Genomic DNA, 21,799 nt, shown 5'->3' on the forward strand with positions numbered 1-21,799 from the left:
TGTAGTCACCGCCGCGCGGGGGGCGCAGGCCCGGTCTCACGCCGTCCCATCCTCGCTGGCCTGCGGATCAAGACGCGAGGCGACCTGGTCCCATATCGCATCCGCCACATCGTCTTTGGGGAGTTCCCCGAGCTGCACGGTGGTTCCGTCGGCGCCGAGGATGGTCACCGTGTTGTGGTCGGCGCCGAAGACCAGGTCGGTACCCACCTCGTTAACGACGATGAGGTCGGCGCGTTTCCGGGCGAGTTTGCCGCGGGCGTTCTCGAGCGCGTCGTGCGTCTCCGCGGCGAACGCGACGAGCACCTGACCAGGGCGCTTGGCCGCGCCCAGCTCGGCGGCGATGTCCGGGTTGGTGACCAGCTCGATCGTGGGCGCCGTACCGTCGTCCGATTTCTTGATCTTCCGTCCGGCCACGGCGGCGGGCCGGAAGTCGGCGGGCGCAGCCGCCATGACCACGACGTCGGCCGCCGCCGCGGCCTCGACGGCCGCCTTGCGCAACTCCTCGGTCGTGCCGGCCCGGACAAGATCCACCCCTGCGGGTACGGGCAGAGTGACGTTCGCCGCAATGAGCGTGACCTGCGCCCCACGGGCGACAGCCGAGCGGGCGAGCGCGAAGCCCTGCTTGCCGGACGACCGGTTGCCGAGGAACCGTACGGGGTCCAGCGGCTCCCTCGTGCCTCCCGCGGTCACCACGACCCGCCGCCCCGCCAGGTCGCTACTCTCGGCGGCGCCCCGGCGCAGCACCCGCAGCGCGGTCGCGAAGATCGCCTCGGGCTCCGGCAGCCGGCCCTTGCCGGTGTCGGCGCCGGTGAGCCGGCCGACGGCGGGCTCGATGACGACGATCCCGCGGCCGCGCAGCGTCGCGACGTTGGCCTGGGTGGCGGCGTTCTCCCACATCTCGGTGTGCATCGCCGGCGCGAACACCACCGGGCAGGTCGCCGTGAGCAGCGTGTTGGTCAGCAGGTCGTCGGCGATACCGTGAGCGGCCTTGGCCAGCATGTCCGCGGTGGCGGGCGCGACCACGACAAGGTCGGCGTGCCGGCCGATCCGCACGTGCGGCACCTCGTGCGCGTCGTCCCACACCTCGGTGGCGACGGGCCGTCCGGACAGCGCCGCCCAGGTGGGGGCGCCGACGAACTGCAGGGCCGAGGCGGTGGGCACCACCCGGACAGCATGCCCGGACTCGGTGAACAGCCGGAGGAGCTCACAAGCCTTGTAGGCGGCGATCCCGCCACAGACGCCGAGCACGACCTCGGTCATGACCACCCTCCTCTGCCGGATGACAATTCTGCCCGACGATCGACGAACGGCCGGCCGACAAGAACCCCGCCGTGCGCCGAATCACGCGGCATCGATCGCCGGCCCATGTCGATTCCCCAGAGCAACACACCGCCGAGCCACGACCGGCCGACGCGCCCGGGGCCAGCGACGCGCCCCGGCCCAGCGACGCGCCCCCGGCCCAGCGACGCGCCCCCGCCCAGCGACGCGCCCCCGGCCCAGCGACGCACCCCCGCCCAGCGACGCACCCCCGCCCAGCGACGCACCCCCGCCCAGCGACGCACCCCCGCCCAGCGACGCACCCCCGCCCAGCGACGCGCCCCCGCCCAGCGACCCGACGACGCATCCCTGGGCAGCGACCCGGCGACGCACGTCTGGCGAGCCGCCGGGGAGGCCCCCCCCAGGGCGGACCACCGGGCGCTGCGGACCAGGGCAGGAAACGGAAAACCCGCGCCCGCAGGAAGCGGACGCGGGCGCGAAGCAGCGAGCTGGCACGACCCTGCGGGACAGCAGCAAGCCGGGCAGCAGCAGAGCCAGACCGCAAAGCCGGGACCGTGACGCCCGGCGCGGACCGCGGACGGAGCACCGATGGGGCTCGGCGGCGAAACGCTGCGACGAGGCCGGCCGGCGCCGCACTCCGGTGATCCCGGGGTGCGGCGCGTCGGTACGTCAGGGGTTGTCGGTGGCCTCGGCGGTCAGCAGCCCCGCGTTGATCTCACGCATCGCGATCGAGAGCGGCTTCTCCTGCGGGGTGGTCTCCACCAGGGGGCCGACGTACTCCAGGAGGCCCTCACCGAGCTGGCTGTAGTAGGCGTTGACCTGGCGGGCGCGCTTGGCCGCGAAGATCACCAGCGAGTACTTCGACGAGGTCTTGTCGAGCAGCTCGTCGATCGGCGGGTTGGTGATGCCCTCGGGGTTGGCGATGGTTCCCACGGAATTCATGTCCTAACGACGACGACTGGCGACCCGGGCGACCCGGTGCGATGTCCAGAAGTGCGGGAGCGTTCTAGGACTCCGGCACCTGCGCGGGGGTCAGAAATGACGAACCGAGCAATCCTACCAGCTCGTCCGCGGCGCGCTCGACGAAGTCGTTGACCACCGTACGGTCGAATTCCTTCTCCGCGGCGAGCTCCTCGTCGGCGTGGGCGAGGCGGCGGCGGATGGTCTCCTCGTCGTCGGTGCCGCGGCCGATCAGGCGGCGGCGCAGCTCCTCGACGCTCGGCGGGGCGAGGAACACCAGCTGGGCGTCCGGCATCGTGGCGCGCACCTGGCGCGCGCCCTGCAGGTCGATCTTCAGCAGCACCGGCCGGCCCTGCGACAGCCAGCCCTCGACCTGGGCGCGGGGCGTGCCGTAGAGGTTGCCCGCGAACTCCGCCCATTCGAGCAGCTGGTCGCCGTCGACGAGGCGCTGGAACTCCGAACGGGTGACGAAGTGGTAGTGCTCGCCGTCCGTCTCGTAGTCGCGCTTCTTGCGGGTGGTCACCGACACCGACAGCTTGATCCATGGCGAGCGCGCCCGGATCAGCTCGATCACGCTGTCCTTGCCCACCCCCGAGGGGCCGGAGAGGACGGTGAGTCGGGCCGCCGGGCGCGCGTCGTCATCCATGCTCACGGCTCATTCCTACACGAGCCCGTGAGTCAGTTCGCAGCGAACTCCCCCAGGAGGGCCTTACGCTGCTGCTCGCCGAGGCCACGAAGGCGACGGCTGTCGGCGATCTTGAGCTTCTCCATGATCTGGGTGGCCCGGATCTTGCCGATGCCCGGCAGCGCCTGGAGCACGGCCGAGACCTTCAGCTTGCCGACGACGTCGTCGCCCTCGGCCCGGTCGAGCACGGCGGCGAGGGTGGTCTTGCCGGACTTGAGCTGATCCTTCAGCTCGGCCCGGGCCTTGCGAATCTCCGCAGCCTTCTCCAGCGCGGCTGCACGCTGCTCGGGGCTCAGTGACGGGAGCGGCACCAGTTCTCCTCAGGTCCCTATCGCGCCTGTAGTCCAATACCGGCGCATCTGTGAAACGTGGTGTGCCAGGGAACCAAAGGGGCATGTGGTTCCCGGCGCCGGGAAAACTAGCGGTCAATGGCCGTTTCGGCAACGTGGGGGTACCCCCCACCCGGCTGCGGCCGAGCCTGGTAAGCAGGCCGTTTCACCCGATCACGGCCCGGCAGGCGGTCACCGCACGGTCCGCCGCGGCCTGCAACGCGACCGTTTCCGGACCCGCGGAGAGAACCTCGCGTGAGTACGACGGCAGCACGTTCCGCAGGCTCTCGCCGAAGATCGATGAGAGCCCCTCGGGGTCCCCGCCCTGCGCGCCGAGGCCCGGAGCGAGCAGCGGCCCGTTGACCCCGGAGAGGTCGTGGCCGGTGTCCCCAATGGTCGCCCCGACCACAAGTCCGAAACTTCCGAGACCCGTCGCACCCCTGTTGAGCTGGGAAATCTCGTCGATGACGGTCTGCGCGACGGTCCGCCCGCCGGCCGCTCGCGCGTGCTGAACCTCCGGTCCTTCCGGATTGGACGTCAACGCGAGCACGAAGACGCCGGCGCCGTGAGTGGTCGCCAGGTCGAATGCCGGCCGCAGCGAGCCCACCCCGAGATAGGGACTGACAGTAATCGCGTCGGCACGCAGAGGACTGTCCGGATCCAGGTAGGCGGCCGCGTACGCCGCCATCGTCGAGCCGATGTCGCCCCGTTTCACGTCGAGAAGCACGAGCGCACCGGCCTCGCGTGACTGTCGGATAGTTGACTCAAGAACGGCGATGCCACGTGACCCAAATCTCTCGAAGAACGCCGACTGCGGCTTCAGCACGGCGACCCGATCGGCCAGTGCTTCGACAACCGTAAAGCTGAAGCGTTCCAGGCCGGCGACGTCGTCCGAGAGCCCCCAGCGCGCCAGCAGAGCGGCGTGCGGATCGATGCCGACACACAGCGGCCCTCGCTTGTCCATGGCGGCGCGCAGCCGGTTTCCGAAGGTCTCCATGGGGCTGATTTCCTCTCCTGTCAGCTGGCGGACAGCGCCGCCACGATGGCCCGGGTAGTGGGTCGCGGAGCCGCTCAGGCGGCCGACACGGCCGCGGCGATCCCGCGGGTGATGAGGGCGACGTCGGCGTCGCCGGTGACGTACGGCGGCATCGTGTAGATCAGGTCGCGGAACGGGCGCAGCCACACCCCCGCGTCCACGGCGGCCGCGGTCGCCCTCGCCATGTCGACGGGCCGGTCCAGCTGGACCACGCCGATGGCGCCCAGGACCCGGACGTCGACGACCCCGGGCGCGCTCCTCAGCGGCTCCAGACCGGCGCGCAGACCCCGCTCCAGCCTTGTGACCCGCGCCCGCCAGTCCCCGCCCGTCAGAAGCCCGATGGAGGCGTTTGCGACGGCACAGGCGAGCGGGTTGCCCATGAACGTCGGACCGTGCGCGAGACCGCCCACGCTGCCGGCGCTCACCGCGTGCGCGACCCGCGGCGTGCACAGCGTCGCGGCGAGCGTCAGGTATCCCCCGGTCAGCGCCTTGCCGACGCACATGATGTCGGGCGTCACCCCGGCGTGGCCCGCGGCGAAGAGCTCGCCCGTACGCCCGAAGCCGGTCGCGATCTCGTCGAAGATCAGCAGGACCCCGTGCGCCGCGGTGGCCTCGCGCAGCACCCGCAGGTAGCGCGGGTCGTGGAACCGCATCCCGCCCGCGCCCTGCACGACGGGCTCGACGATGACCGCGGCCAGCTCGTGCGCGTGCCGCTCGATCAGCTCGGCGAGCTCCGCCGCGTACGCCTCGTCGTAGTCCGCCGGGGGTGGCCCGGCGAAGACCTGGGCCGGCAGCACGCCCGTCCAGAGCGAATGCATGCCGCCGACCGGGTCGCAGACGCTCATGGGATGGAACGTGTCGCCGTGGTAGCCGCCCCGCCAGGTGGCGAGGCGGCGCCGGCCGGGGTGGCCGCCGGCGAGCTGGGCCTGCAGCGCCATCTTGATCGCGACCTCGACGCCGACCGACCCGGAGTCGGCGAGGAACACGTGCTCCAGCCCGGCCGGGGTCAGCTCGACGAGGGTCCGGCACAGCTCGACGGCGGGGGCGTGGGTGAGCCCGCCGAACATGACGTGGCTCATCCGGCCCGCCTGCTCGGCGAGCGCCGCGTCGAGGACCGGATGGCGGTAGCCGTGGATCGCCGCCCACCACGACGACATGCCGTCGACCAGCTCGCGGCCGTCGGCCAGCCGCAGGCGTACGCCCTGCGCGCTCTCGACCAGGTAGGGCTCCGCGCGGCCGGGCATGGGCCCGTACGGATGCCAGACGTGCGCCCGGTCGAGGGCGAGCAGGTTCATGGGCGCGCCCTGGCCGCCGCTCTCACCAGCGCCGGGCCCCGGTAGATGAAGCCGGTGTAGAGCTGGATCAGCGCGGCGCCGGCGTCGAACATCCGGGCCGCGTCGTCGGCCTCGACGATCCCGCCCACGCCGATGATCGGCAGCCGGCCGCCGGTCTCCTCGTGGACGAAGTGGACGATCTTGCGGGCCCGCTCGGTCAGCGGCCGCCCGGACAGGCCGCCCGCCTCCGCGGCGCGCGCCTGGTCCGGCCCGGCGAGACCGTCCCGGCTGAGCGTGGTGTTCGTCGCGATGACGCCGGCGGCACCGGACGAGAGGCAGACCTCGAGCAGCTCGGCGATCGCCGGCTCGGTGAGGTCCGGGGCGATCTTGACGAGCACCGGGACCTTGCCCACGAGGGCGGCCAGGAGCGCCGCCAGGGCACTCTTGTCCTGCAGCGTGCGCAGGCCGGGCGTGTTCGGCGAGGAGACGTTGACCGCGATGTAGTCCGCGTACGGGTGGAGCAGCTCGTAGGAGGTCAGGTAGTCCTGGACCGCCTCCTCCAGCGGCGTGACCTTGGACTTGCCGAGGGAGATCCCGAGCGGGACACCGATCGGCCCCAGCGCCCGCAGCCGCTCGGCGAGGGCCGCGGCGCCGGCGTTGTTGAAGCCCATCCGGTTGATCACGGCCTCGCTCTCGCGCAGCCGGAACAGCCGGGGCTTGTCGTTGCCGGGCTGCGCCTTCGCGGTGACCGTGCCGACCTCGACGAAACCGAAGCCGAGGGCGGGCCAGGCCGGCAGCGCCACGCCGTTCTTGTCCATGCCGGCCGCCAGGCCCACCCGGTTGGGGAACCGGACGCCGAAGACCTCGACCGGGTCGCTCACCGCGTACCGGCGGCGCAGCAGCGCGCGGGCGCCGGAGCCGAGCCCGGCCAGGCGCCCGAGCGTGAACTCGTGCGCCCTCTCGGCGTCGCCGCCGCCCACCCGGAACAGCACCGGGCGGACGGCGGTCTCGAAGATCGTCACTCGCTCTCCCGCAGGGCGGCGTGCAGCTCCTGAAGCGGGCGTACGGACATCTCGCCGCGCATGAGCGCCTCGATGCCCATCACCGCGGCAGCCGCGCCCGGCACCGTCGTGATGCTCGGGATGTCGTGGGTGACCGCCGCGCTGCGGATCTCGTAGCCGTCCGAGCGGGCGCTCGCCCCGGAGCCCTGCGGCGTGTTGATGATCAGCGCGATCTCCCCCGCGCCGATCAGCGCCACCGCGTTGCGGCCCGGGCTCTCGAAGTGCTTCGGGACGATCTCGCACTCGATGCCGTGCCGGCGCAGCACCTCGCCGGTGCCGGCGGTGGTGACGATCGTGAAGCCCAGGTCGGCGAGGCGCTTGATCGGGAAGATCATCGAGCGCTTGTCCCGGTTGGCGACCGAGACGAAGACCTTGCCGCTGGTCGGCAGCGAACCGTACGCGGCGGCCTGCGACTTGGCGAACGCCGGGCCGAAGCCGGGGTCGATGCCCATGACCTCGCCGGTGGACTTCATCTCGGGGCCGAGCAGGCTGTCCACGCCCTTGCCGGCCGGCGTGCGGAACCGCTTGAACGGCAGCACCGCCTCCTTGATCGCGATCGGCGCGTGCTCCGGGGTCTCCCCGCCGTCGCGGCTGCGCAGCAGCATGCCCTCGTCGCGCAGCTCCTGGACGGTGGCACCGAGCATGATCCGGGCGGCCGCCTTCGCCAGCGGCACCGCCGTCGCCTTGGAGACGAACGGGACGGTCCGGGAGGCGCGCGGGTTGGCCTCGAGGACGTACAGGGCGTCGTCCTTGAGTGCGTACTGGACGTTGAGCAGGCCGCGCACCCCCACGCCGCGAGCGATCGCCTCGGTGTAGCGGCGTACCTCCGCCAGATGCGAACCGGCCAGCGTCACCGGCGGCAGCGAGCAGGAGGAGTCACCGGAGTGGATGCCGGCCTCCTCGATGTGCTCCATCACGCCACCGAGGTAGACCTCCCCGGTGGCGTCGCAGAGCGCGTCCACGTCGATCTCGATCGCGTCGTCCAGGAACCGGTCGACCAGCACCGGGTGGTCCGGCGAGATCTCCGTGGCCCGGGCGATGTAGTCGGCGAGCGTCGGCTCGTCGTAGACGATCTCCATGCCGCGGCCGCCGAGCACGTACGAGGGCCGCACCAGCACCGGGTAGCCGATCTCGTCGGCGATCGCCTTGGCCTCCTCGAAGGAGGTGGCGGTGCCGTGCTCGGGCGAGCGCAGCCCGGCCCTGGCCAGCACCGAGCCGAACGCGCCGCGGTCCTCGGCCAGGTCGATGGACTCCGGCGAGGTGCCCACGATCGGCACGCCCGCGTCCTTGAGGCGCTGGGCCAGGCCGAGCGGGGTCTGCCCGCCCAGCTGGACGATCACGCCGACGACGCCGGGGCCGCCGGCCGCCCTGCCGGAGGAGTCCTCGGAGTGGAAGACCTCGAGCACGTCCTCGAACGTGAGCGGCTCGAAGTACAGCCGGTCCGCGGTGTCGTAGTCGGTGGAGACGGTCTCCGGGTTGCAGTTGACCATGACGGTCTCGTACTCGCCCTTGAGCGCCATGACCGCGTGCACGCACGAGTAGTCGAACTCGATGCCCTGCCCGATGCGGTTCGGCCCCGAGCCCAGGATCAGCACCTTGGGCCGGTCCGACGGCGCCACCTCGGTCTCCTCGTCGTACGACGAGTAGTGGTACGGCGTGTTCGCCTCGAACTCGGCGGCACACGTGTCGACCGTCTTGTAGACCGGCCGGATGCCGAGGCGGTGCCGCAGCGTGCGGACGCCGTCCTCACCCGCGAGCTCGGGGCGCAGCGCGGCGAGCTGGCGGTCCGACAGCCCGGCACGCTTGGCGCGGCGCAGCAGCACCTCGTCGAGCACCGGCGCGGCGAGGATCTCGGCGCGCAGATCGACCAGGGCCTGGATCTCGTCGAGGAACCAGGGGTCGATGCCGCCGCTGGCCTCGTGCACCTGCTCGACGCTCGCGCCCAGCCGCAGCGCGGCCTCCACCGTGTAGAGCCGGCCGTCGTGCGGGGTGCGCAGCGCGTCGAGCGCGGCGTCGACGTCCTCGAAGGTCGGCGCGGTCCAGAAGCCGGCCGCCTTGGTCTCCATCGAGCGCATCGCCTTGTTGAGCGCCTCGCTGAAGTTGCGGCCGAGGCTCATCGCCTCGCCGACAGACTTCATCGTCGTGGTCAGCTCGCCGTCGGCCCCGGGGAACTTCTCGAACGCGAACCGCGGGATCTTGACGACCACGTAGTCCAGCGCCGGCTCGAAGGCCGCCGGGGTCTTGAGCGTGATGTCGTTCGGGATCTCGTCGAGGGTGTAGCCGATGGCTAGCTTCGCGGCGATCTTCGCGATCGGGAAGCCGGTGGCCTTCGACGCCAGCGCGGAGGAGCGCGACACCCGCGGGTTCATCTCGATGACGACCAGGCGCCCGTCGGCCGGGTTGATCGCGAACTGGATGTTGCAGCCGCCGGTGTCGACGCCGACCTCGCGCAGCACGGCGATGCCGAGGTCGCGCAGGCTCTGGTATTCCCGGTCGGTCAGGGTCATCGCCGGTGCGACGGTGACGCTGTCGCCGGTGTGCACGCCCATCGGGTCCAGGTTCTCGATCGAGCAGACGACCACGACGTTGTCGTTGCGGTCGCGCATCAGCTCGAGCTCGTACTCCTTCCAGCCGAGCACGCTCTCCTCGATCAGCACCTCGTGCACCGGGGAGGCGGCCAGGCCGGCGCCGGCGATGCGCTCGAGGTCCTCGTCGCTGTGCGCCATGCCGGAGCCGAGGCCGCCCATCGTGAACGACGGCCGGATGACCACGGGCAGGCCGAGCTCGGCGACGGTGGCGCGGACCTCGTCCATCGAGTGGCAGACCCGGCTGCGCGGGGTCTCGCCGCCGGCCTTGGCGACGATGTCCTTGAACAGCTGCCGGTCCTCGCCGCGGCGGATCGCGTCGATGTTCGCGCCGATCAGCTCGACGCCGTACTTGTCGAGCACGCCGTTCTCGTGCAGCGCGACCGCGGTGTTCAGCGCGGTCTGGCCGCCGAGCGTGGGCAGCAGCGCGTCGGGGCGTTCCCGGGCGATGACCATCTCGACGAACTCGGGCGTGATCGGCTCGACGTACGTGGCGTCGGCGAACTCCGGGTCCGTCATGATCGTCGCGGGGTTGGAGTTGACCAGGGAGACGCGCAGCCCCTCGGCGCGCAGCACCCGGCAGGCCTGGGTGCCCGAGTAGTCGAATTCGCAGGCCTGGCCGATCACGATCGGCCCGGAGCCGATCACCATCACGTGCCGCAGATCAGAACGCTTGGGCATCAGGCATCAACCTTCTCGACGAGCTCGACGAACCGGTCGAACAGGTAATCCGCGTCGTGCGGGCCCGCCGCCGCCTCGGGGTGGTACTGGACGGTGAAGGCGGGCACCTCGAGCGCCCGCAAGCCCTCGACCACGTTGTCGTTGAGGCAGACGTGTGAGACCTCGACCCCGCCGAAGTCGGTGTCGATCACGGTGTTCAGCGGCGCGTCGACCGCGAACCCGTGGTTGTGGCTGGTCACCTCGACCTTGCCGGTGGTCTTGTCGAACACCGGCTGGTTGATGCCGCGGTGGCCGTACCCGAGCTTGTAGGTGCCGAAGCCGAGCGCGCGGCCGAGGATCTGGCTGCCGAAGCAGATGCCGAACAGCGGCACGCGGCGGCTCAGCGCCGCGCGGGCGAGCGAGACCGGCCCGTCGGCGGTGGCGGGGTCGCCCGGACCGGGCGACAGGAACACCGCGTCCGGCCCGACCGCGAGCAGGTCCTCGATGGACGAGGTGGCCGGGAAGACGTGCGTGGTGACGCCGCGCGCGGCCAGCCGGCGCGACACGTTGCGCTTGATGCCGAGGTCGAGCGCCGCGACGGTGTAGCGGTGCTCGCCGACGGCCTCGACCGTGTACCGCTCCGGCGTGGTGACCTCGGCGGACAGGTCGGCGCCGACCATCTGCGGCGCCGCCTTGACCCGTTGCAGCAGCGAGGCGGGGTCGAGGTCGACCGTGGAGATGCCGACCCGCATCGCGCCGCGCGAGCGCAGGTGGCGGGTCAGCGCGCGGGTGTCGACGCCGCTGATCCCGACCACGCCCTCCGCGGCGAGGCGCTCGCCCAGGTCACCGGTGGCGCGCCAGTTGGACGGGCGGCGGGCCGGGTCACGCACGACGTAGCCGGCGACCCAGATGCGGCTGGACTCGTCGTCCTCGTCGTTGACGCCGGTGTTGCCGATCTGCGGAGCCGTCTGGATCACGACCTGCCGGTGGTACGACGGGTCGGTCAGCGTCTCCTGATAGCCGGTCATGCCGGTGGTGAACACGGCCTCGCCGAAGGTCTCACCCTCGGCGCCGTAGGACGTTCCCTTGAAAGTGCGCCCGTCTTCGAGCACAAGAATCGCTGGTTTCATTACTTGACGGCCTTCCCGTCCAGGACTGTCGGCTCTCCCCGGAGGAAGGTCGCGACGATGCGACCCGGCAGGGTGGTGCCCGCGTACGGTGTGTTGCGGCTGCGGCTCGCCAGCTCGGCCGGGTCGACGACCCGGCGGGCGGACGGGTCCACCAGCGTGAGGTTGGCCGGCGAGCCGACCGCCAGGTCGGTGCCGTGCCCGGTCAGGCCCGCGATGCGGGCGGGGGTGCGGGACATGCGCTCGGCGATCAGCTCCCACTTCTCACCGAGGACGCTGAGGACCACGGGCAGCGCGGTCTCCAGACCCACCATGCCCGGCCGGGCGTACGCCCATTCGCATTCCTTGTCCTCGACGGCGTGCGGGGCGTGGTCGGTGGCGACGATGTCGATGACCCCGTCGACCAGCGCCTGCCGCAGGGCCTGCACGTCGGCGGCGGTGCGCAGCGGCGGGTTCACCTTGTAGACGGGGTCGTAGCTGGCGGCGAGCTCGTCGGTGAGCAGCAGGTGGTGCGGCGTCACCTCGGCGGTCACCCGTACCCCCCGGGCCTTGGCCTGGCGCAGCACCTCGACGGACCCGGCCGTCGAGACGTGGCAGACGTGCAGGCGGCTGCCGACGTGCTCGGCGAGCAGCACGTCGCGGGCGATGATCGCCTCCTCGGCGACCGCCGGCCAGCCGGTCAGGCCCAGCCGGGTGGAGACCTCGCCCTCGTGCATCTGCGCGCCCTCGGTGAGCCGCGGCTCCTCGGCGTGCTGGGCGATGATCCCGTCGAACGCCTTCACGTACTCCAGCGCCCGGCGCATCAGCCGCGGGTCGGCGACGCAGTGGCCGTCGTCGGAGAAGATCCGGACGCCGGCGGCGGAGGTGGCCATCGCGCCCAGCTCGGCGAGCTGCTTGCCGGCCAGCCCCACGGTGACCGCGCCGATCGGCTGCACGTCGACCAGCCCGGCCTCGCGGCCGAGCCGCCACACCTGCTCGACCACGCCGGCGGTGTCGGCCACCGGCGAGGTGTTGGCCATCGCGAAGACCGCGGTGTAGCCGCCCAGGGCCGCCGCGCGCGAGCCGGTCTCGACCGTCTCGGCGTCCTCGCGGCCCGGCTCGCGCAGGTGCGTGTGCAGGTCGACGAGGCCCGGCAGGGCGACCAGGCCCGCGGCGTCGATCGTCTCGTCCGCCTTGCCGCCGCCGCCGGCGACGACCCCGTCCCGGATCAGCAGGTCGGCCGGCTTCCCGCCGACCACGGAGACACCTTTGATGAGGTACGACTTCATGCCTTGCCTCCGAGGAGCAGGTAGAGAACGGCCATCCGGGCGCTGACGCCGTTGGCGACCTGTTCGACGATCGTGGAGCGGGACGAGTCGGCCACCTCGGGCGCGATCTCCATGCCCCGGTTCATCGGACCGGGGTGCATGACGATCGCGTGCTCCGGCAGCTTCCTCATGCGCGGGGCGTCGAGCCCGTAGCGGCGGCTGTACTCGCGGGCGGAGGGGAAATACGAGTCCTGCATCCGCTCGGTCTGCACCCGCAGCATCATCACGACGTCCGTTGCGGGCAGGACGCTATCGAGGTCGTACGACACTTTCGTGCCGGGCGAGAGGGCGGCCGCGACGTCGATCGGGATCAGCGTCGGCGGGCCCACCAGCGTGACCTGGGCGCCCAGCGTCGTGAGCAGCAGGACGTTCGACCGGGCGACCCGGCTGTGAAGGACGTCACCCACGATCGCGACCTTCAGGCCGTCGATCCGTCCGAGCCGCGACCGCATCGTGTACGCGTCCAGCAGCGCCTGCGTGGGGTGCTCGTGGGTGCCGTCGCCGGCGTTGATCACCGAACCGTCCACCCAGGACGCGAGCCGGTGCGGCGCGCCGGAGGCCGGGTGCCTGATCACGACAGCGTCGGCGCCCATCGCCTGCAGGGTCAGCGCCGTGTCCTTGAGGCTCTCGCCCTTCGAGACGCTGGAGCCCTTCGCCGAGAAGTTGATGACGTCGGCGGAGAGCCGCTTGGCCGCGGCCTCGAACGAGATCCGGGTACGCGTCGAGTCCTCGTAGAAGAGGTTGACGACCGTACGCCCGCGCAGGGTGGGCAGCTTCTTGACCTCGCGCCCGGCCAGGGCGGCCATCTCCGCGGCGGTGTCGAGGATCAGCGTGGCGGTGTCCGCGTCCAGGTCCGCGGCGGACCTCAGGTGCTTGATCATGCGGCTCCTCCGTACAGCTTGACCTCGTCCACGCCGTCGTCGGTCTCGGCCAGCGACACCTTCACCTTCTCGGCGAGCGCGGTCGGGATGTTCTTGCCCACGTAGTCGGCGCGGATGGGCAGCTCGCGGTGGCCGCGGTCGACCAGCACGGCGAGCTGCACGGAACTGGGCCGGCCGACGTCGCTGAGCGCGTCGAGCGCGGCCCGGACCGTACGCCCGGAGAAGAGCACGTCGTCGACGAGGATGACGCGGCGCCCGTCGAGCCCGTCGCCGGGGATGTCGGTCTTGCCCAGCGCACGCGTCGCATGCAGCCGCAGGTCGTCGCGGTAGAGGGTGATGTCCAGCGCGCCCACCGGGATGTCGATGCCCTCGAAGGCGTGGATCCGGGAAGCGAGGCGGCGCGCCAGCGGGACGCCGCGGGTCGGGATGCCGAGCAGGACGGTGCCGGTGGCGCCGGACGTCTTCTCGAGGATCTGGTGCGCTATCCGGTCGACGACCCGCTGCAGGTCGGACCCGGAAAGAATGATCTTCGTGCCGGTCGCGGCGCCGGTGGCGCGGGAGCCGGTCGGAGAACCTGTGTCGGCGCGTGGATATGCCACGGCGGACCTCCTTCCCCGCCTCACGGGACGGGTCGTTAAAGGACGTCTTTTCGGTGCTCAGCGGGCACCCCGGCCAGGGGCGGCCCGATGGCTGACGCTACGTTACCAGTGAGCGAGGCGATGACCATGGTGACGTGGCCTACCCACGGACCAGACGGACGAATGCGGGCAACTCAGTCCCCGGCTCGGCGACTCATCGGTAACCGACACTTGACCAGGGCTGGCAAACTCCGTACCGTCACGCAGCGTAGCGATCCGGAGGAAGAACCCTCCGGGCCAGCACAGTACTGGAGTGTCCGAATGCCGTCTGAGTACGCCAAGTCGCTGGGCGCCCGCCTGCGTTCCATCCGCCAGCAGCAGGGCCTGTCCCTGCAGGGCGTGGAAGAGAAGTCGAACGGCCGCTGGAAGGCCGTCGTGGTGGGCTCGTACGAGCGTGGCGACCGAGCAGTCACCGTCTCGCGCCTCGCCGAACTGGCCGACTTCTACCGGGTTCCCGTCTCGGAGCTGCTGCCCGACGGCAGCGGCGTCCGGCTCGAGGCCACCAACAAGATCGTGCTGGACCTGGAGAAGCTGTACGACGCGGCCGGCGAGGACCTGGCCTACGTCGCGCGCTACGCCCGGGCCATCCAGCAGCAGCGCGGTGACTACAACGGTCGCGTGCTGTCGATCCGCGCGGACGACCTGCGCGCGCTCGCCATCGTGTACGACATCTCGCCGTCGGGCCTGATCGAGCGTCTGACGGAGGCCGGCGTGCTCGTCGCCGACCCGCGCGCCTTCTTCGCCAGCTGACCCGCACCGCACACGCGAGAGGGACCCGCTCAGCGGGTCCCTCTTTGTCTTTTCCGGGTGTGGACGACGGTCACACGCCGCAGCGTTGCGGGCACGGCCGTGGCGGTTCGTCACCGCATTGCGGTGACATATGCGCTGGTCGATGAGTCCCTGCGGACACTGCGCAGCGGATGCCGGTGCCCGCGGCCGGTCACGACGGCCGACCTAGCGGTCAGTGACCGCGTAACCGGGAACCGACCGCCAACCGCAGGACATCGCCGCGCGTACAAGCGTGACGAACGTCGCCCCGCGCCCGGCTCAACGGGTCGCGAACTCGGCGATGCGGCCGAGGATGCCGTTCAGGAAGCGCGGACTGTCGTCCGTGGACATCTGCTTCGCCAGCTCGACCGCCTCGGTGATCGCCACCGGGTCGTCGATGTCCGGCTCGTAGAGCAGCTCGTACACCGCGATGCGGGCGAGGTTGCGGTCCACCACCGGCATGCGGTCGATGGTCCAGCCCTCGGCGTAGCTGGCGATCAGCTCGTCGATCCGGTCGAGGTGCCGGGCGACGCCCTCCACCAGGCCGGTCGTGTAGTCCAGGTGCTCGGGGTGGGGCTTGGCGATCCGCTCCAGGTAGGTGGCCATCACCTGGGTCGGCGGCAGGTCGCGCAGGTCGGCCTCGTAGAGGACGTCGAGCGCACGCTTGCGCGCCTTGCGGCGCGCAGGCATCTGCGTCTTGGGGCCTTCCGCCATCAGCTGCGGCCGAGGTAACGGCCGTCGCGGGTGTCGACCTTGATCTTCTCGCCGGTGGTGATGAACAGCGGCACCTGCACGGTCGCGCCGGTCTCGACGGTGGCCGGCTTGGTGCCGCCGGTCGAGCGGTCGCCCTGCAGGCCCGGCTCGGTGTACGTCACCTCGAGGAAGACGCTGGTGGGCAGCTCGATGTAGAGCGGCACGCCCTCGTGCGTCGCGACCGTGGCCTCGGCCTCGGGCAGCAGGTAGTTGGCCGCCTCGCCGACCGTGCCGCCGGGCACGGTGATCTGGTCGAAGGTGTCCAGGTCCATGAAGACGAAGTCCTCGCCGTCCTGGTACAGGTACTGCATCGTGCGCTTGTCGACCGTCGCCGTCTCGACCTTGGTGCCGGCGTTGAAGGTCTTGTCCACGACCTTGCCGGAGAGCACGTTCTTGAGCGTGGTGCGCACGAACGCCCCACCCTTGCCCGGCTTGACGTGCTGGAACTCGACCACGGCCCACAGCTCGCCGTCGAGGTTGAGCACCAGGCCGTTCTTCAGGTCGTTGGTGGAAGCCATGTCCTGCCTTGTTGTTCGATGCGGTGTGACGCGTGGAGGTGACCGGTGGAGTTTACCGGCGTGACACGCGCCCCGGCGAATCGGGTCAGCGACGTCCCGCGACGTGCCGCAGGGCGAGCCGGTAGCCGTCCACGCCGAGCCCGGCGATGACTCCGGTGGCCACCGCGGAGACGACCGAGTGGTGCCGGAACTGCTCGCGGGCGTGGATGTTGGAGATGTGCACCTCGACCAGCGGCGCGCGCAGCATCGCGCAGGCGTCGCGGACCGCGTACGAGTAGTGCGACCACGCGCCCGGGTTGAGCACCACGGGCGCCTCCTCGTCGGCGGCGGCGTGCAGCCAGCCGAGCATCTCGTGCTCCGCGTCGGTCTGCCGGACCACCACGTCGAGCCCCAGCTCCTTGCCGGTCTCCTCGCACAGGGTCACGAGGTCGGCGTACGCGATCATGCCGTAGATGTCGATCTGACGGGTGCCGAGCCGGCCGAGGTTCGGCCCGTTCAGCACGTACACCCGGCTCATGCTGTACTCCATGGGCATGCCCTCCTGGCCCTCACCCTCACGGCCGTCAGCCGGCGCCGGCAAGCGCGGTTCGGTGCGGTCGGTCATGCCGACACCGCCGCGTACGCGCGCTCGAGCACGGACTCGTCGGAGATCGCCACAGTGCGGGGCTTCGCGAGGCCGTCGAGCAGGACGAAGCGCAGGGTGTCCGCGCGGGCCTTCTTGTCGACGCGCATGGCCGCGAGGAGCTCGGGCCAGGCGTCCGTCCGGTACGACGCCGGCAGGCCGAGCAGCGACGTCACGGCCCGGTGCCGGGCGGCTGTGGCGTCGTCCAGCGCGCCGGTCAGCCGGGCGAGCTCGGCCGCGTACACCAGGCCGACCGCGACCGCGTGGCCGTGCCGCCAGGCGTACCGCTCGTGCTTCTCGATCGCGTGGGCGAGGGTGTGGCCGTAGTTGAGGATCTCCCGCAGGCCGGACTCGCGCAGGTCGGCCCCGACCACCTCGGCCTTGACCCGGATCGCCCGCTCCACCAGCTCGCGCAGCACCGGGCTCGCCGGGTCGGCGGCCGCGGCGGGGTCGCCCTCCACCAGGTCGAGGATGGCCGGGTCGGCGATGAAGCCGCACTTGACCACCTCGGCGAGCCCGGCCACCAGGTCGTCCGCGGGCAGCGAGGCGAGCAGGTCGAGGTCGCAGAGCACCCCGGCAGGCGGGTGGAACGCGCCGACGAGGTTCTTGCCGGCGGCGGTGTTGACGCCGGTCTTGCCGCCCACCGCGGCGTCGACCATGCCGAGCAGCGACGACGAGACGGGCACCCAGCGCACCCCCCGGAGCCAGCCTGCGGCGACGAAGCCGGCCAGGTCGGTGACCGCTCCCCCGCCGACGCCGACCACGACGTCCGTCCGGGTGAAGCCGGCGGCGCCCAGCTCGTCCCAGCAGCGCGCGGCGACCTCGACGGTCTTGCCGGCCTCGGCGTCGGGCACCTCGATCGGCAGCGGGCGCAGGCCGGCCTCCTGCAGCGCCTCGGCCACGGCCTCCGCGCGGTGCTTGAGCGGCGGGGCGTGCAGGATCGCGGCGCGCACGGCGCCGTCGGTCAGCGCCGGCAGGGCGGCGAGCAGGCCACGACCGACGAGCACGTCGTACGGCCGGTCGCCGGCCACGGGGATTCGGGTCACGTCGTCCATCGCAGGGGATGCTAGTCGCGCGGATATGGGGTTATAGACAGATAACCCCATGCGGGTTACACATGGCTCATGCCGAAAATCAACGTGTACCTCCCCGACGACCTCGCCGACGCGGTCCGGGAGGCGGGCCTGCCCGTCTCCGCCATCTGCCAGCGGGCGCTGGACCAGGCCGTACGCCGGGTCACCGCGGCCCGGCAGACCGTGCTGGGCGAACTCGACGCGGACGGGCTGGCCGCGCGGTTGCCGCAGTTCACCGCCCGGGCGGTCACGGTCGTGTCCCTGGCGATCGATCGCGCCCGCGCCACCGGGTCGGCGACCGTGACCACCGGGCACCTGCTGCACGGCATGATCGCCGAAGGCGCCAACCTCGGCCTGCAGGTGCTCTCCGCGATGGAGATCGACCCGGCCGCCATCGCCGTTCCCGACGGCGCCGAGCCGGGCGGCGGGGACGGGCTGCGGTTCAGCACGGCCGCGGCGAACGCCGTGGAACTCACCGTCAGCGAGGCGGTGGGGATGGGGCACAACTACGTGGGCTGCGAGCATCTGCTGATCGGCCTCGCCGGCGAGCCCGACGGCCTCGCCGGGCGCACGCTGCGGGACGTCGGCGCGGACCCCCGCTCCACCCGGCGTGCGGTCACCGCGGCGCTCATCGGCTTCGCCCACCTGCGCGCCACCACGGCCGCCCAACCGCCCGCGGAAGGCCTGCTCACGGCCGTGCGGGCGGAACTGGCTCCGCTCGTACGCCGGATCGAGGCCCTGGAAAATCGCCTCGCCTAGCGAAATCGGCGAGCCGGGCGGCGTGCTCGGCGACGGCCGTCCTCAGCTCGGCGGGGCGCAGCACGGTGAACGGCCACCCCAGCCCCGCGAGCAGGTGGGCCATGCCGGGCAGGGCTCTCCGCACGGCAGCTCAGCAGCACGCCGCGCGGGTCCTCGGCGACCTCGGCGACGGCCGCCGGCACGCGCCGCCGCACCTCGGTGATGTCCGCCTCGAGCAGCACCTCGACCTCCCACCGCCACGGCAGGCCGGCCCACTGGCGGGTCACGTGCGCCACGGCGTCGAAGCCCGGCGGCGGCTCGAACGACTCGCCGGTCGGCTCCGCGGCGGCGATCCGGTCGAGACGGAACGAGCGGACGTCCCCGTGCCGGTGGTCGTGCGCGACGAGGTACCACCGTCCGGAGTGGAAGACCAGCCCGTACGGGTCCACGCGGCGAGGGCCGGACCGGTACGTCAGGGCGATCACCTGCCGGGCGCGGGTCGCGGCGCCGAGGGCCAGGAGCAGGTCGGTCCCCGGGTCCGCGGCGGGGTCGCGAGGCGCCCGGAGCGTGAGGCCCAGGCTGGCGCGCAGGGCGGCGAGGCGTCCGGCCAGCGCCGCGGGCAGCACCCGGGTGATCTTCGCTTCCGCGGCGGCCGCGGCGGGGCTCCCGGTCGTCAGCCCGAGCCGGCCGGCGGCGACGAGGCCGAGCACCACCGCGACCGCCTCTTCGTCGGTCAGCATCAGCGGCGGCAGCTTGAACCCCGGCAACAGGCGGTAGCCGCCGTACCGGCCACGGTCCGCGGTCACCGGGATGCCCAGGTCGTCGAGCGTGGCCGCGTACCTGCGGACGGTGCGTTCGTCGACGCCCAGCCGGGCGGCCAGATCCCGGCCGGTCATCCTGCGGTGGGCCTGGAGCAGCTCCAGCATGGCCAGCACTCGGGAGGCGGGATGCGGCATGCCGAGCATTCTCCGCCCAATGCGGGCGGGAACGGTCCGGTATTGGTCGTAGCGTCGGCCGCATGACGACATACGTACTGGTTCCGGGGATGTGGATCGGCGCCTGGGCCTGGCGCGACGTGACGGCAGCGCTGCGCGCCAGGGGTCACGAGGTGTACCCGATCACCCTGACCGGGGTGGCCGACCGCGCCCACCTGCTGGGGCCCGGCACGGATCTGGACCTGCACACCGAGGACGTGGTCCGGCTGATCGAGGCGGAGAACCTGCGCGACGTCGTGCTCGTCGGGCACAGCTACGGCGGCATGCCGGTCAGCGCGGCCGCGCTGCGGGTCCGCGACCGGATCAGGCACATCGTGTACGTGGACAGCGGCCCGCTCCCCGAGGGCACCTCCCAGCTGGCCGTCTCCGGGGGCACCGCCGAGGGTGACACCGTCCCACCGCGCGACTGGGACGCCGGCGCGGACCCCGTGCTGCTCGCGGGCCTCGACGACATCGCGCTCGACCGGCTCCGGCGGCTGAGCACCCCGCACCCGGCTGCGTCCGTACGCCAGCCGCTCGGCGCACACGCCACCTCGAAAGACCTGCCGACCACGCTGATCGCCTGCACGTTCCCGCTCGAGCAGGTACGCGAGATGGCAGCGGCCGGGCACCCGTTCTTCGCCGAGCTGACCGAGGCGGACGTGGTCGGGCTGCCGACCGGGCACTGGCCGATGCTCAGCGAGCCGGAGGCGCTAGCCGGCCACCTTGAGCAGGTCGGCTAGCTCCGCGGCGATCGCCTCCGGCGTGCGGCCGTCGGTCGGCACGGTGTGCGTGGCCACGGCCGCGTACAGCGGGCGGCGCTGATCCATCAGGTACTTCAGCGTCGCCCGCGGGTTCACGCTCAGCAGCGGCCGGCCCGCGCCCAGGCCCACCCGCTTCACCGCGTCGGACAGCTCGACCGACAGGTACACGACCGTGTGCCCGCGCAGCGCGTCGCGGGTGCCCTCGTCCAGGATCGCCCCGCCGCCGAGCGCCAGCACCCCGCCGAACGAGGCCAGCGACCCGGCGATCGCCTCCCGCTCGAGGCGGCGGAACTCCGGCTCGCCGTCGTCGATGAAGATCTCCGGGATGGGCTTGCCCGCCTTCTCCTCCACCAGGTGGTCGGTGTCGGCGAACTCGACGCCGAGCAGCGCGGCCACGGCCTGCCCGACCGTCGTCTTGCCGGCACCGGGCGGGCCGACGAACACCGCGGCGGGCGCCATCAGCGGATCAGCAGGGAGTCGAAGTACCCGGCGAGGTTGCGGCGGATCTCCGCCACCGAGTCGCCGCCGAACTTCTCCGTGGCGGCCTCGGCCAGCACCAGCGCCACCATCGCCTCGGCGACCACCGCGCCGGCCGGCACCGCGCACACGTCGGAACGCTGGTTGATGGCGGTCGCGGGCTCACCGGTGACGACGTCGACCGTCTGCAGGGCCCGGTTCAGCGAGGAGATCGGCTTCAGCGCGGCGCGTACCCGCAGCGGTTCGCCGTTGGTGATGCCACCCTCCAGGCCGCCGGCCCGGTCGGTGACCCGCCGCACCCCCTCGGGCGTCGGGATGATCTCGTCGTGCGCGACCGAGCCGCGCGAGCGGGCCTGCGTGAAGCCGTCGCCGATCTCCACGCCCTTCACCGACTGGATCGACATCAGGGCGGTGGCCAGCCGGGCGTCGAGCTTGCGGTCCCACTGCACATGCGACCCCAGACCCGGGGGTACGCCGTAGGCCAGCACCTCCACGATGCCACCGAGGGTGTCCGCGTCCTTCTTCGCCGCGTCGACCTCGGCCACCATCCGCGCGCTCGCCTCCGGGTCCAGGCAGCGCAGCGGGTCGGCGTCGATCCGCTCGGCGTCGTCCGGCGTCGGCACGAGCCCCGCCTTCGCGGCCACCGAGCCCAGCTCGATGACGTGCGAGACGATCTGGATGCCGAGCGCCTGCTCGACCAGGGCCTTCGCCACCACGCCGACGGCCACGCGCGCGGCGGTCTCCCGGGCGCTGGCGCGCTCGAGGATCGGCCGGGCGTCGGTGTGCCCGTACTTCTGCATGCCGGCCAGGTCGGCGTGGCCGGGCCGCGGACGGGTCAGCGGGGCGTTGCGCGCCTGCGCGGCCAGCTCCTCCGGATCGACCGGGTCGGCGGCCATCACGGTCTCCCACTTCGGCCACTCCGAGTTGCCGACGCGGATCGCCACCGGGCTGCCGATCGTGAGCCCGTGCCGGATCCCGCCGATCACCTCGACGACGTCCTGCTCGAACTTCATCCGGGCGCCGCGACCGTAGCCGAGCCGGCGGCGCGCCAGGTCACGGCCGATGTCCCCGGTCGTCACCCGCACCCCGGCGGGCACGCCCTCGATCATGGCGACGAGCGCCGGGCCGTGCGATTCACCTGCGGTCAGCCAACGCAACACGGGTCACAGTCTGGCACGTCAGCGTCCCGCTCCGCCGCCAGGCCACCACCGTCCCGCCAGCCGGACGCTCCGCGGACCTCGGGCCGCTCAGCGGACGCGGGTGCGCCGCTCAGCGGACGCGGGGTGCGCCG

22 protein-coding genes and 1 pseudogene are annotated in these 21,799 nt (G+C 72.2%); 3 read left to right on the top strand and 20 right to left on the bottom strand.

All coding sequences use genetic code 11. The features are described 5' to 3' along the window. Positions 1–36: 36 nt before the first annotated feature. The 12 genes from coaBC to pyrR form a co-directional block, all read right to left on the bottom strand. Positions 37–1,260, bottom strand: coding sequence for a bifunctional phosphopantothenoylcysteine decarboxylase/phosphopantothenate--cysteine ligase CoaBC (coaBC, locus tag IT780_RS21960; protein ID WP_199513508.1), 1,224 nt, complete (start codon positions 1,258–1,260; stop codon positions 37–39). A 687-nt stretch (positions 1,261–1,947) separates the two neighbouring features. Beyond that, entirely contained in the window at positions 1,948–2,211 is a 264-nt protein-coding gene (gene rpoZ, locus IT780_RS21965) for a DNA-directed RNA polymerase subunit omega (RefSeq protein WP_015623990.1), read from the bottom strand. 73 nt (positions 2,212–2,284) lie between these two features. After that, the gene (gene gmk, locus IT780_RS21970) at positions 2,285–2,884 is read right to left on the bottom strand and encodes a guanylate kinase (RefSeq protein WP_199513509.1); all 600 of its coding nucleotides are present in this window, start codon (positions 2,882–2,884) and stop codon (positions 2,285–2,287) included. 32 nt (positions 2,885–2,916) lie between these two features. Continuing rightward, on the bottom strand, positions 2,917–3,234 hold the full coding sequence (gene mihF, locus IT780_RS21975; RefSeq protein WP_071807771.1) for an integration host factor, actinobacterial type: 318 nt from the start codon (positions 3,232–3,234) through the stop codon (positions 2,917–2,919). Positions 3,235–3,418: 184 nt separating this feature from the next. Continuing rightward, complete coding sequence (pyrF, locus tag IT780_RS21980; RefSeq protein WP_199513510.1) at positions 3,419–4,249, bottom strand: orotidine-5'-phosphate decarboxylase; 831 nt, start codon at positions 4,247–4,249, stop codon at positions 3,419–3,421. A gap of 74 nt (positions 4,250–4,323) precedes the next feature. Continuing rightward, positions 4,324–5,583 (bottom strand): adenosylmethionine--8-amino-7-oxononanoate transaminase, encoded by a 1,260-nt coding sequence (locus IT780_RS21985; protein WP_199513511.1) that lies wholly within the window; start codon positions 5,581–5,583, stop codon positions 4,324–4,326. Next, the gene (locus tag IT780_RS21990; protein ID WP_199513512.1) at positions 5,580–6,584 is read right to left on the bottom strand and encodes a quinone-dependent dihydroorotate dehydrogenase; all 1,005 of its coding nucleotides are present in this window, start codon (positions 6,582–6,584) and stop codon (positions 5,580–5,582) included. Before IT780_RS21990 ends, IT780_RS21985 begins: the two co-directional genes overlap by 4 nt. Continuing rightward, entirely contained in the window at positions 6,581–9,889 is a 3,309-nt protein-coding gene (gene carB / locus IT780_RS21995; RefSeq protein WP_199513513.1) for a carbamoyl-phosphate synthase large subunit, read from the bottom strand. Before carB ends, IT780_RS21990 begins: the two co-directional genes overlap by 4 nt. Then, the gene (gene carA / locus IT780_RS22000; RefSeq protein WP_199513514.1) at positions 9,889–10,998 is read right to left on the bottom strand and encodes a glutamine-hydrolyzing carbamoyl-phosphate synthase small subunit; all 1,110 of its coding nucleotides are present in this window, start codon (positions 10,996–10,998) and stop codon (positions 9,889–9,891) included. The genes carB and carA overlap by 1 nt, the downstream gene beginning before the upstream one ends. Further along, complete coding sequence (locus IT780_RS22005; protein WP_199513515.1) at positions 10,998–12,263, bottom strand: dihydroorotase; 1,266 nt, start codon at positions 12,261–12,263, stop codon at positions 10,998–11,000. Before IT780_RS22005 ends, carA begins: the two co-directional genes overlap by 1 nt. Beyond that, complete coding sequence (locus tag IT780_RS22010; protein ID WP_199513516.1) at positions 12,260–13,183, bottom strand: aspartate carbamoyltransferase catalytic subunit; 924 nt, start codon at positions 13,181–13,183, stop codon at positions 12,260–12,262. Before IT780_RS22010 ends, IT780_RS22005 begins: the two co-directional genes overlap by 4 nt. Next, positions 13,180–13,710 carry a bifunctional pyr operon transcriptional regulator/uracil phosphoribosyltransferase PyrR gene (pyrR, locus tag IT780_RS22015; protein WP_372443775.1) on the bottom strand — a complete coding sequence of 177 codons (531 nt, stop codon included), beginning with the start codon at positions 13,708–13,710 and terminating at the stop codon, positions 13,180–13,182. The genes IT780_RS22010 and pyrR overlap by 4 nt, the downstream gene beginning before the upstream one ends. A 372-nt stretch (positions 13,711–14,082) precedes the next feature. On the opposite strand from pyrR, the gene bldD reads away from it, so the two are divergent. Continuing rightward, positions 14,083–14,571, top strand: coding sequence for a transcriptional regulator BldD (gene bldD, locus IT780_RS22020; protein ID WP_071807762.1), 489 nt, complete (start codon positions 14,083–14,085; stop codon positions 14,569–14,571). Positions 14,572–14,868: 297 nt separating this feature from the next. Here bldD and nusB read toward each other — a convergent pair whose 3' ends face one another. The 4 genes from nusB to aroB all read right to left on the bottom strand — a co-directional run bounded on the left by nusB (position 14,869) and on the right by aroB (position 17,537). Next, positions 14,869–15,279: a transcription antitermination factor NusB gene (nusB, locus tag IT780_RS22025; RefSeq protein ID WP_199513518.1), complete on the bottom strand. Its 411-nt coding sequence runs from the start codon at positions 15,277–15,279 to the stop codon at positions 14,869–14,871. A gap of 23 nt (positions 15,280–15,302) precedes the next feature. Next, on the bottom strand, positions 15,303–15,860 hold the full coding sequence (gene efp / locus IT780_RS22030; RefSeq protein WP_071807759.1) for an elongation factor P: 558 nt from the start codon (positions 15,858–15,860) through the stop codon (positions 15,303–15,305). An 85-nt stretch (positions 15,861–15,945) separates the two neighbouring features. After that, the gene (gene aroQ / locus IT780_RS22035) at positions 15,946–16,377 is read right to left on the bottom strand and encodes a type II 3-dehydroquinate dehydratase (RefSeq protein ID WP_199513744.1); all 432 of its coding nucleotides are present in this window, start codon (positions 16,375–16,377) and stop codon (positions 15,946–15,948) included. 83 nt (positions 16,378–16,460) lie between these two features. Then, positions 16,461–17,537, bottom strand: a complete 1,077-nt coding sequence (gene aroB / locus IT780_RS22040; protein WP_199513519.1) for a 3-dehydroquinate synthase — start codon at positions 17,535–17,537, stop codon at positions 16,461–16,463. 69 nt (positions 17,538–17,606) lie between these two features. Here aroB and IT780_RS22045 point away from each other — a divergent pair, with 69 nt between their 5' ends. Beyond that, positions 17,607–18,314, top strand: a complete 708-nt coding sequence (locus IT780_RS22045) for a Clp protease N-terminal domain-containing protein (protein ID WP_199513520.1) — start codon at positions 17,607–17,609, stop codon at positions 18,312–18,314. Here IT780_RS22045 and IT780_RS43605 read toward each other — a convergent pair. Next, on the bottom strand, positions 18,244–18,417 hold the full coding sequence (locus tag IT780_RS43605; protein WP_443678586.1) for a WCX domain-containing protein: 174 nt from the start codon (positions 18,415–18,417) through the stop codon (positions 18,244–18,246). The two genes, IT780_RS22045 and IT780_RS43605, sit on opposite strands and share 71 nt — an antisense overlap. A 274-nt stretch (positions 18,418–18,691) precedes the next feature. Then, positions 18,692–19,321: pseudogene (locus IT780_RS43610) on the bottom strand (helix-turn-helix transcriptional regulator); the annotation flags it as partial. On the opposite strand from IT780_RS43610, the gene IT780_RS22055 reads away from it, so the two are divergent. Further along, positions 19,312–20,010, top strand: coding sequence for an alpha/beta fold hydrolase (locus IT780_RS22055; RefSeq protein WP_199513521.1), 699 nt, complete (start codon positions 19,312–19,314; stop codon positions 20,008–20,010). The pseudogene IT780_RS43610 and the gene IT780_RS22055 sit on opposite strands and share 10 nt — an antisense overlap. Here the strand turns inward: IT780_RS22055 and IT780_RS22060 are convergent. After that, complete coding sequence (locus IT780_RS22060) at positions 19,981–20,490, bottom strand: shikimate kinase (RefSeq protein ID WP_199513522.1); 510 nt, start codon at positions 20,488–20,490, stop codon at positions 19,981–19,983. The two genes, IT780_RS22055 and IT780_RS22060, sit on opposite strands and share 30 nt — an antisense overlap. Continuing rightward, on the bottom strand, positions 20,490–21,668 hold the full coding sequence (gene aroC, locus IT780_RS22065) for a chorismate synthase (protein ID WP_199513523.1): 1,179 nt from the start codon (positions 21,666–21,668) through the stop codon (positions 20,490–20,492). Before aroC ends, IT780_RS22060 begins: the two co-directional genes overlap by 1 nt. Positions 21,669–21,799 lie beyond the last annotated feature (131 nt).

It is taken from the genome of Nucisporomicrobium flavum, assembly GCF_016464385.1.
GTDB lineage: Bacteria > Actinomycetota > Actinomycetes > Mycobacteriales > Micromonosporaceae > Actinoplanes > Actinoplanes flavus_A.

Coding starts and splice junctions, on each gene's coding strand:
- IT780_RS22005 (WP_199513515.1), bottom strand. CDS start 12,263: ATGAAGTCGTACCTCATCAAAGGTGTCTCCGTGGTCGGCGGGAAGCCG.
- aroQ (WP_199513744.1), bottom strand. CDS start 16,377: ATGAGCCGGGTGTACGTGCTGAACGGGCCGAACCTCGGCCGGCTCGGC.
- IT780_RS22060 (WP_199513522.1), bottom strand. CDS start 20,490: ATGGCGCCCGCCGCGGTGTTCGTCGGCCCGCCCGGTGCCGGCAAGACG.
- carB (WP_199513513.1), bottom strand. CDS start 9,889: ATGCCCAAGCGTTCTGATCTGCGGCACGTGATGGTGATCGGCTCCGGG.
- pyrF (WP_199513510.1), bottom strand. CDS start 4,249: ATGGAGACCTTCGGAAACCGGCTGCGCGCCGCCATGGACAAGCGAGGG.
- coaBC (WP_199513508.1), bottom strand. CDS start 1,260: ATGACCGAGGTCGTGCTCGGCGTCTGTGGCGGGATCGCCGCCTACAAG.
- carA (WP_199513514.1), bottom strand. CDS start 10,998: ATGAAACCAGCGATTCTTGTGCTCGAAGACGGGCGCACTTTCAAGGGA.
- IT780_RS22010 (WP_199513516.1), bottom strand. CDS start 13,183: ATGATCAAGCACCTGAGGTCCGCCGCGGACCTGGACGCGGACACCGCC.
- IT780_RS22055 (WP_199513521.1), top strand. CDS start 19,312: ATGACGACATACGTACTGGTTCCGGGGATGTGGATCGGCGCCTGGGCC.
- aroB (WP_199513519.1), bottom strand. CDS start 17,537: ATGGACGACGTGACCCGAATCCCCGTGGCCGGCGACCGGCCGTACGAC.
- IT780_RS21985 (WP_199513511.1), bottom strand. CDS start 5,583: ATGAACCTGCTCGCCCTCGACCGGGCGCACGTCTGGCATCCGTACGGG.
- bldD (WP_071807762.1), top strand. CDS start 14,083: ATGCCGTCTGAGTACGCCAAGTCGCTGGGCGCCCGCCTGCGTTCCATC.
- gmk (WP_199513509.1), bottom strand. CDS start 2,884: ATGGATGACGACGCGCGCCCGGCGGCCCGACTCACCGTCCTCTCCGGC.
- efp (WP_071807759.1), bottom strand. CDS start 15,860: ATGGCTTCCACCAACGACCTGAAGAACGGCCTGGTGCTCAACCTCGAC.
- nusB (WP_199513518.1), bottom strand. CDS start 15,279: ATGCCTGCGCGCCGCAAGGCGCGCAAGCGTGCGCTCGACGTCCTCTAC.
- IT780_RS22045 (WP_199513520.1), top strand. CDS start 17,607: ATGCCGAAAATCAACGTGTACCTCCCCGACGACCTCGCCGACGCGGTC.
- IT780_RS43605 (WP_443678586.1), bottom strand. CDS start 18,417: ATGGCCCACCTGCTCGCGGGGCTGGGGTGGCCGTTCACCGTGCTGCGC.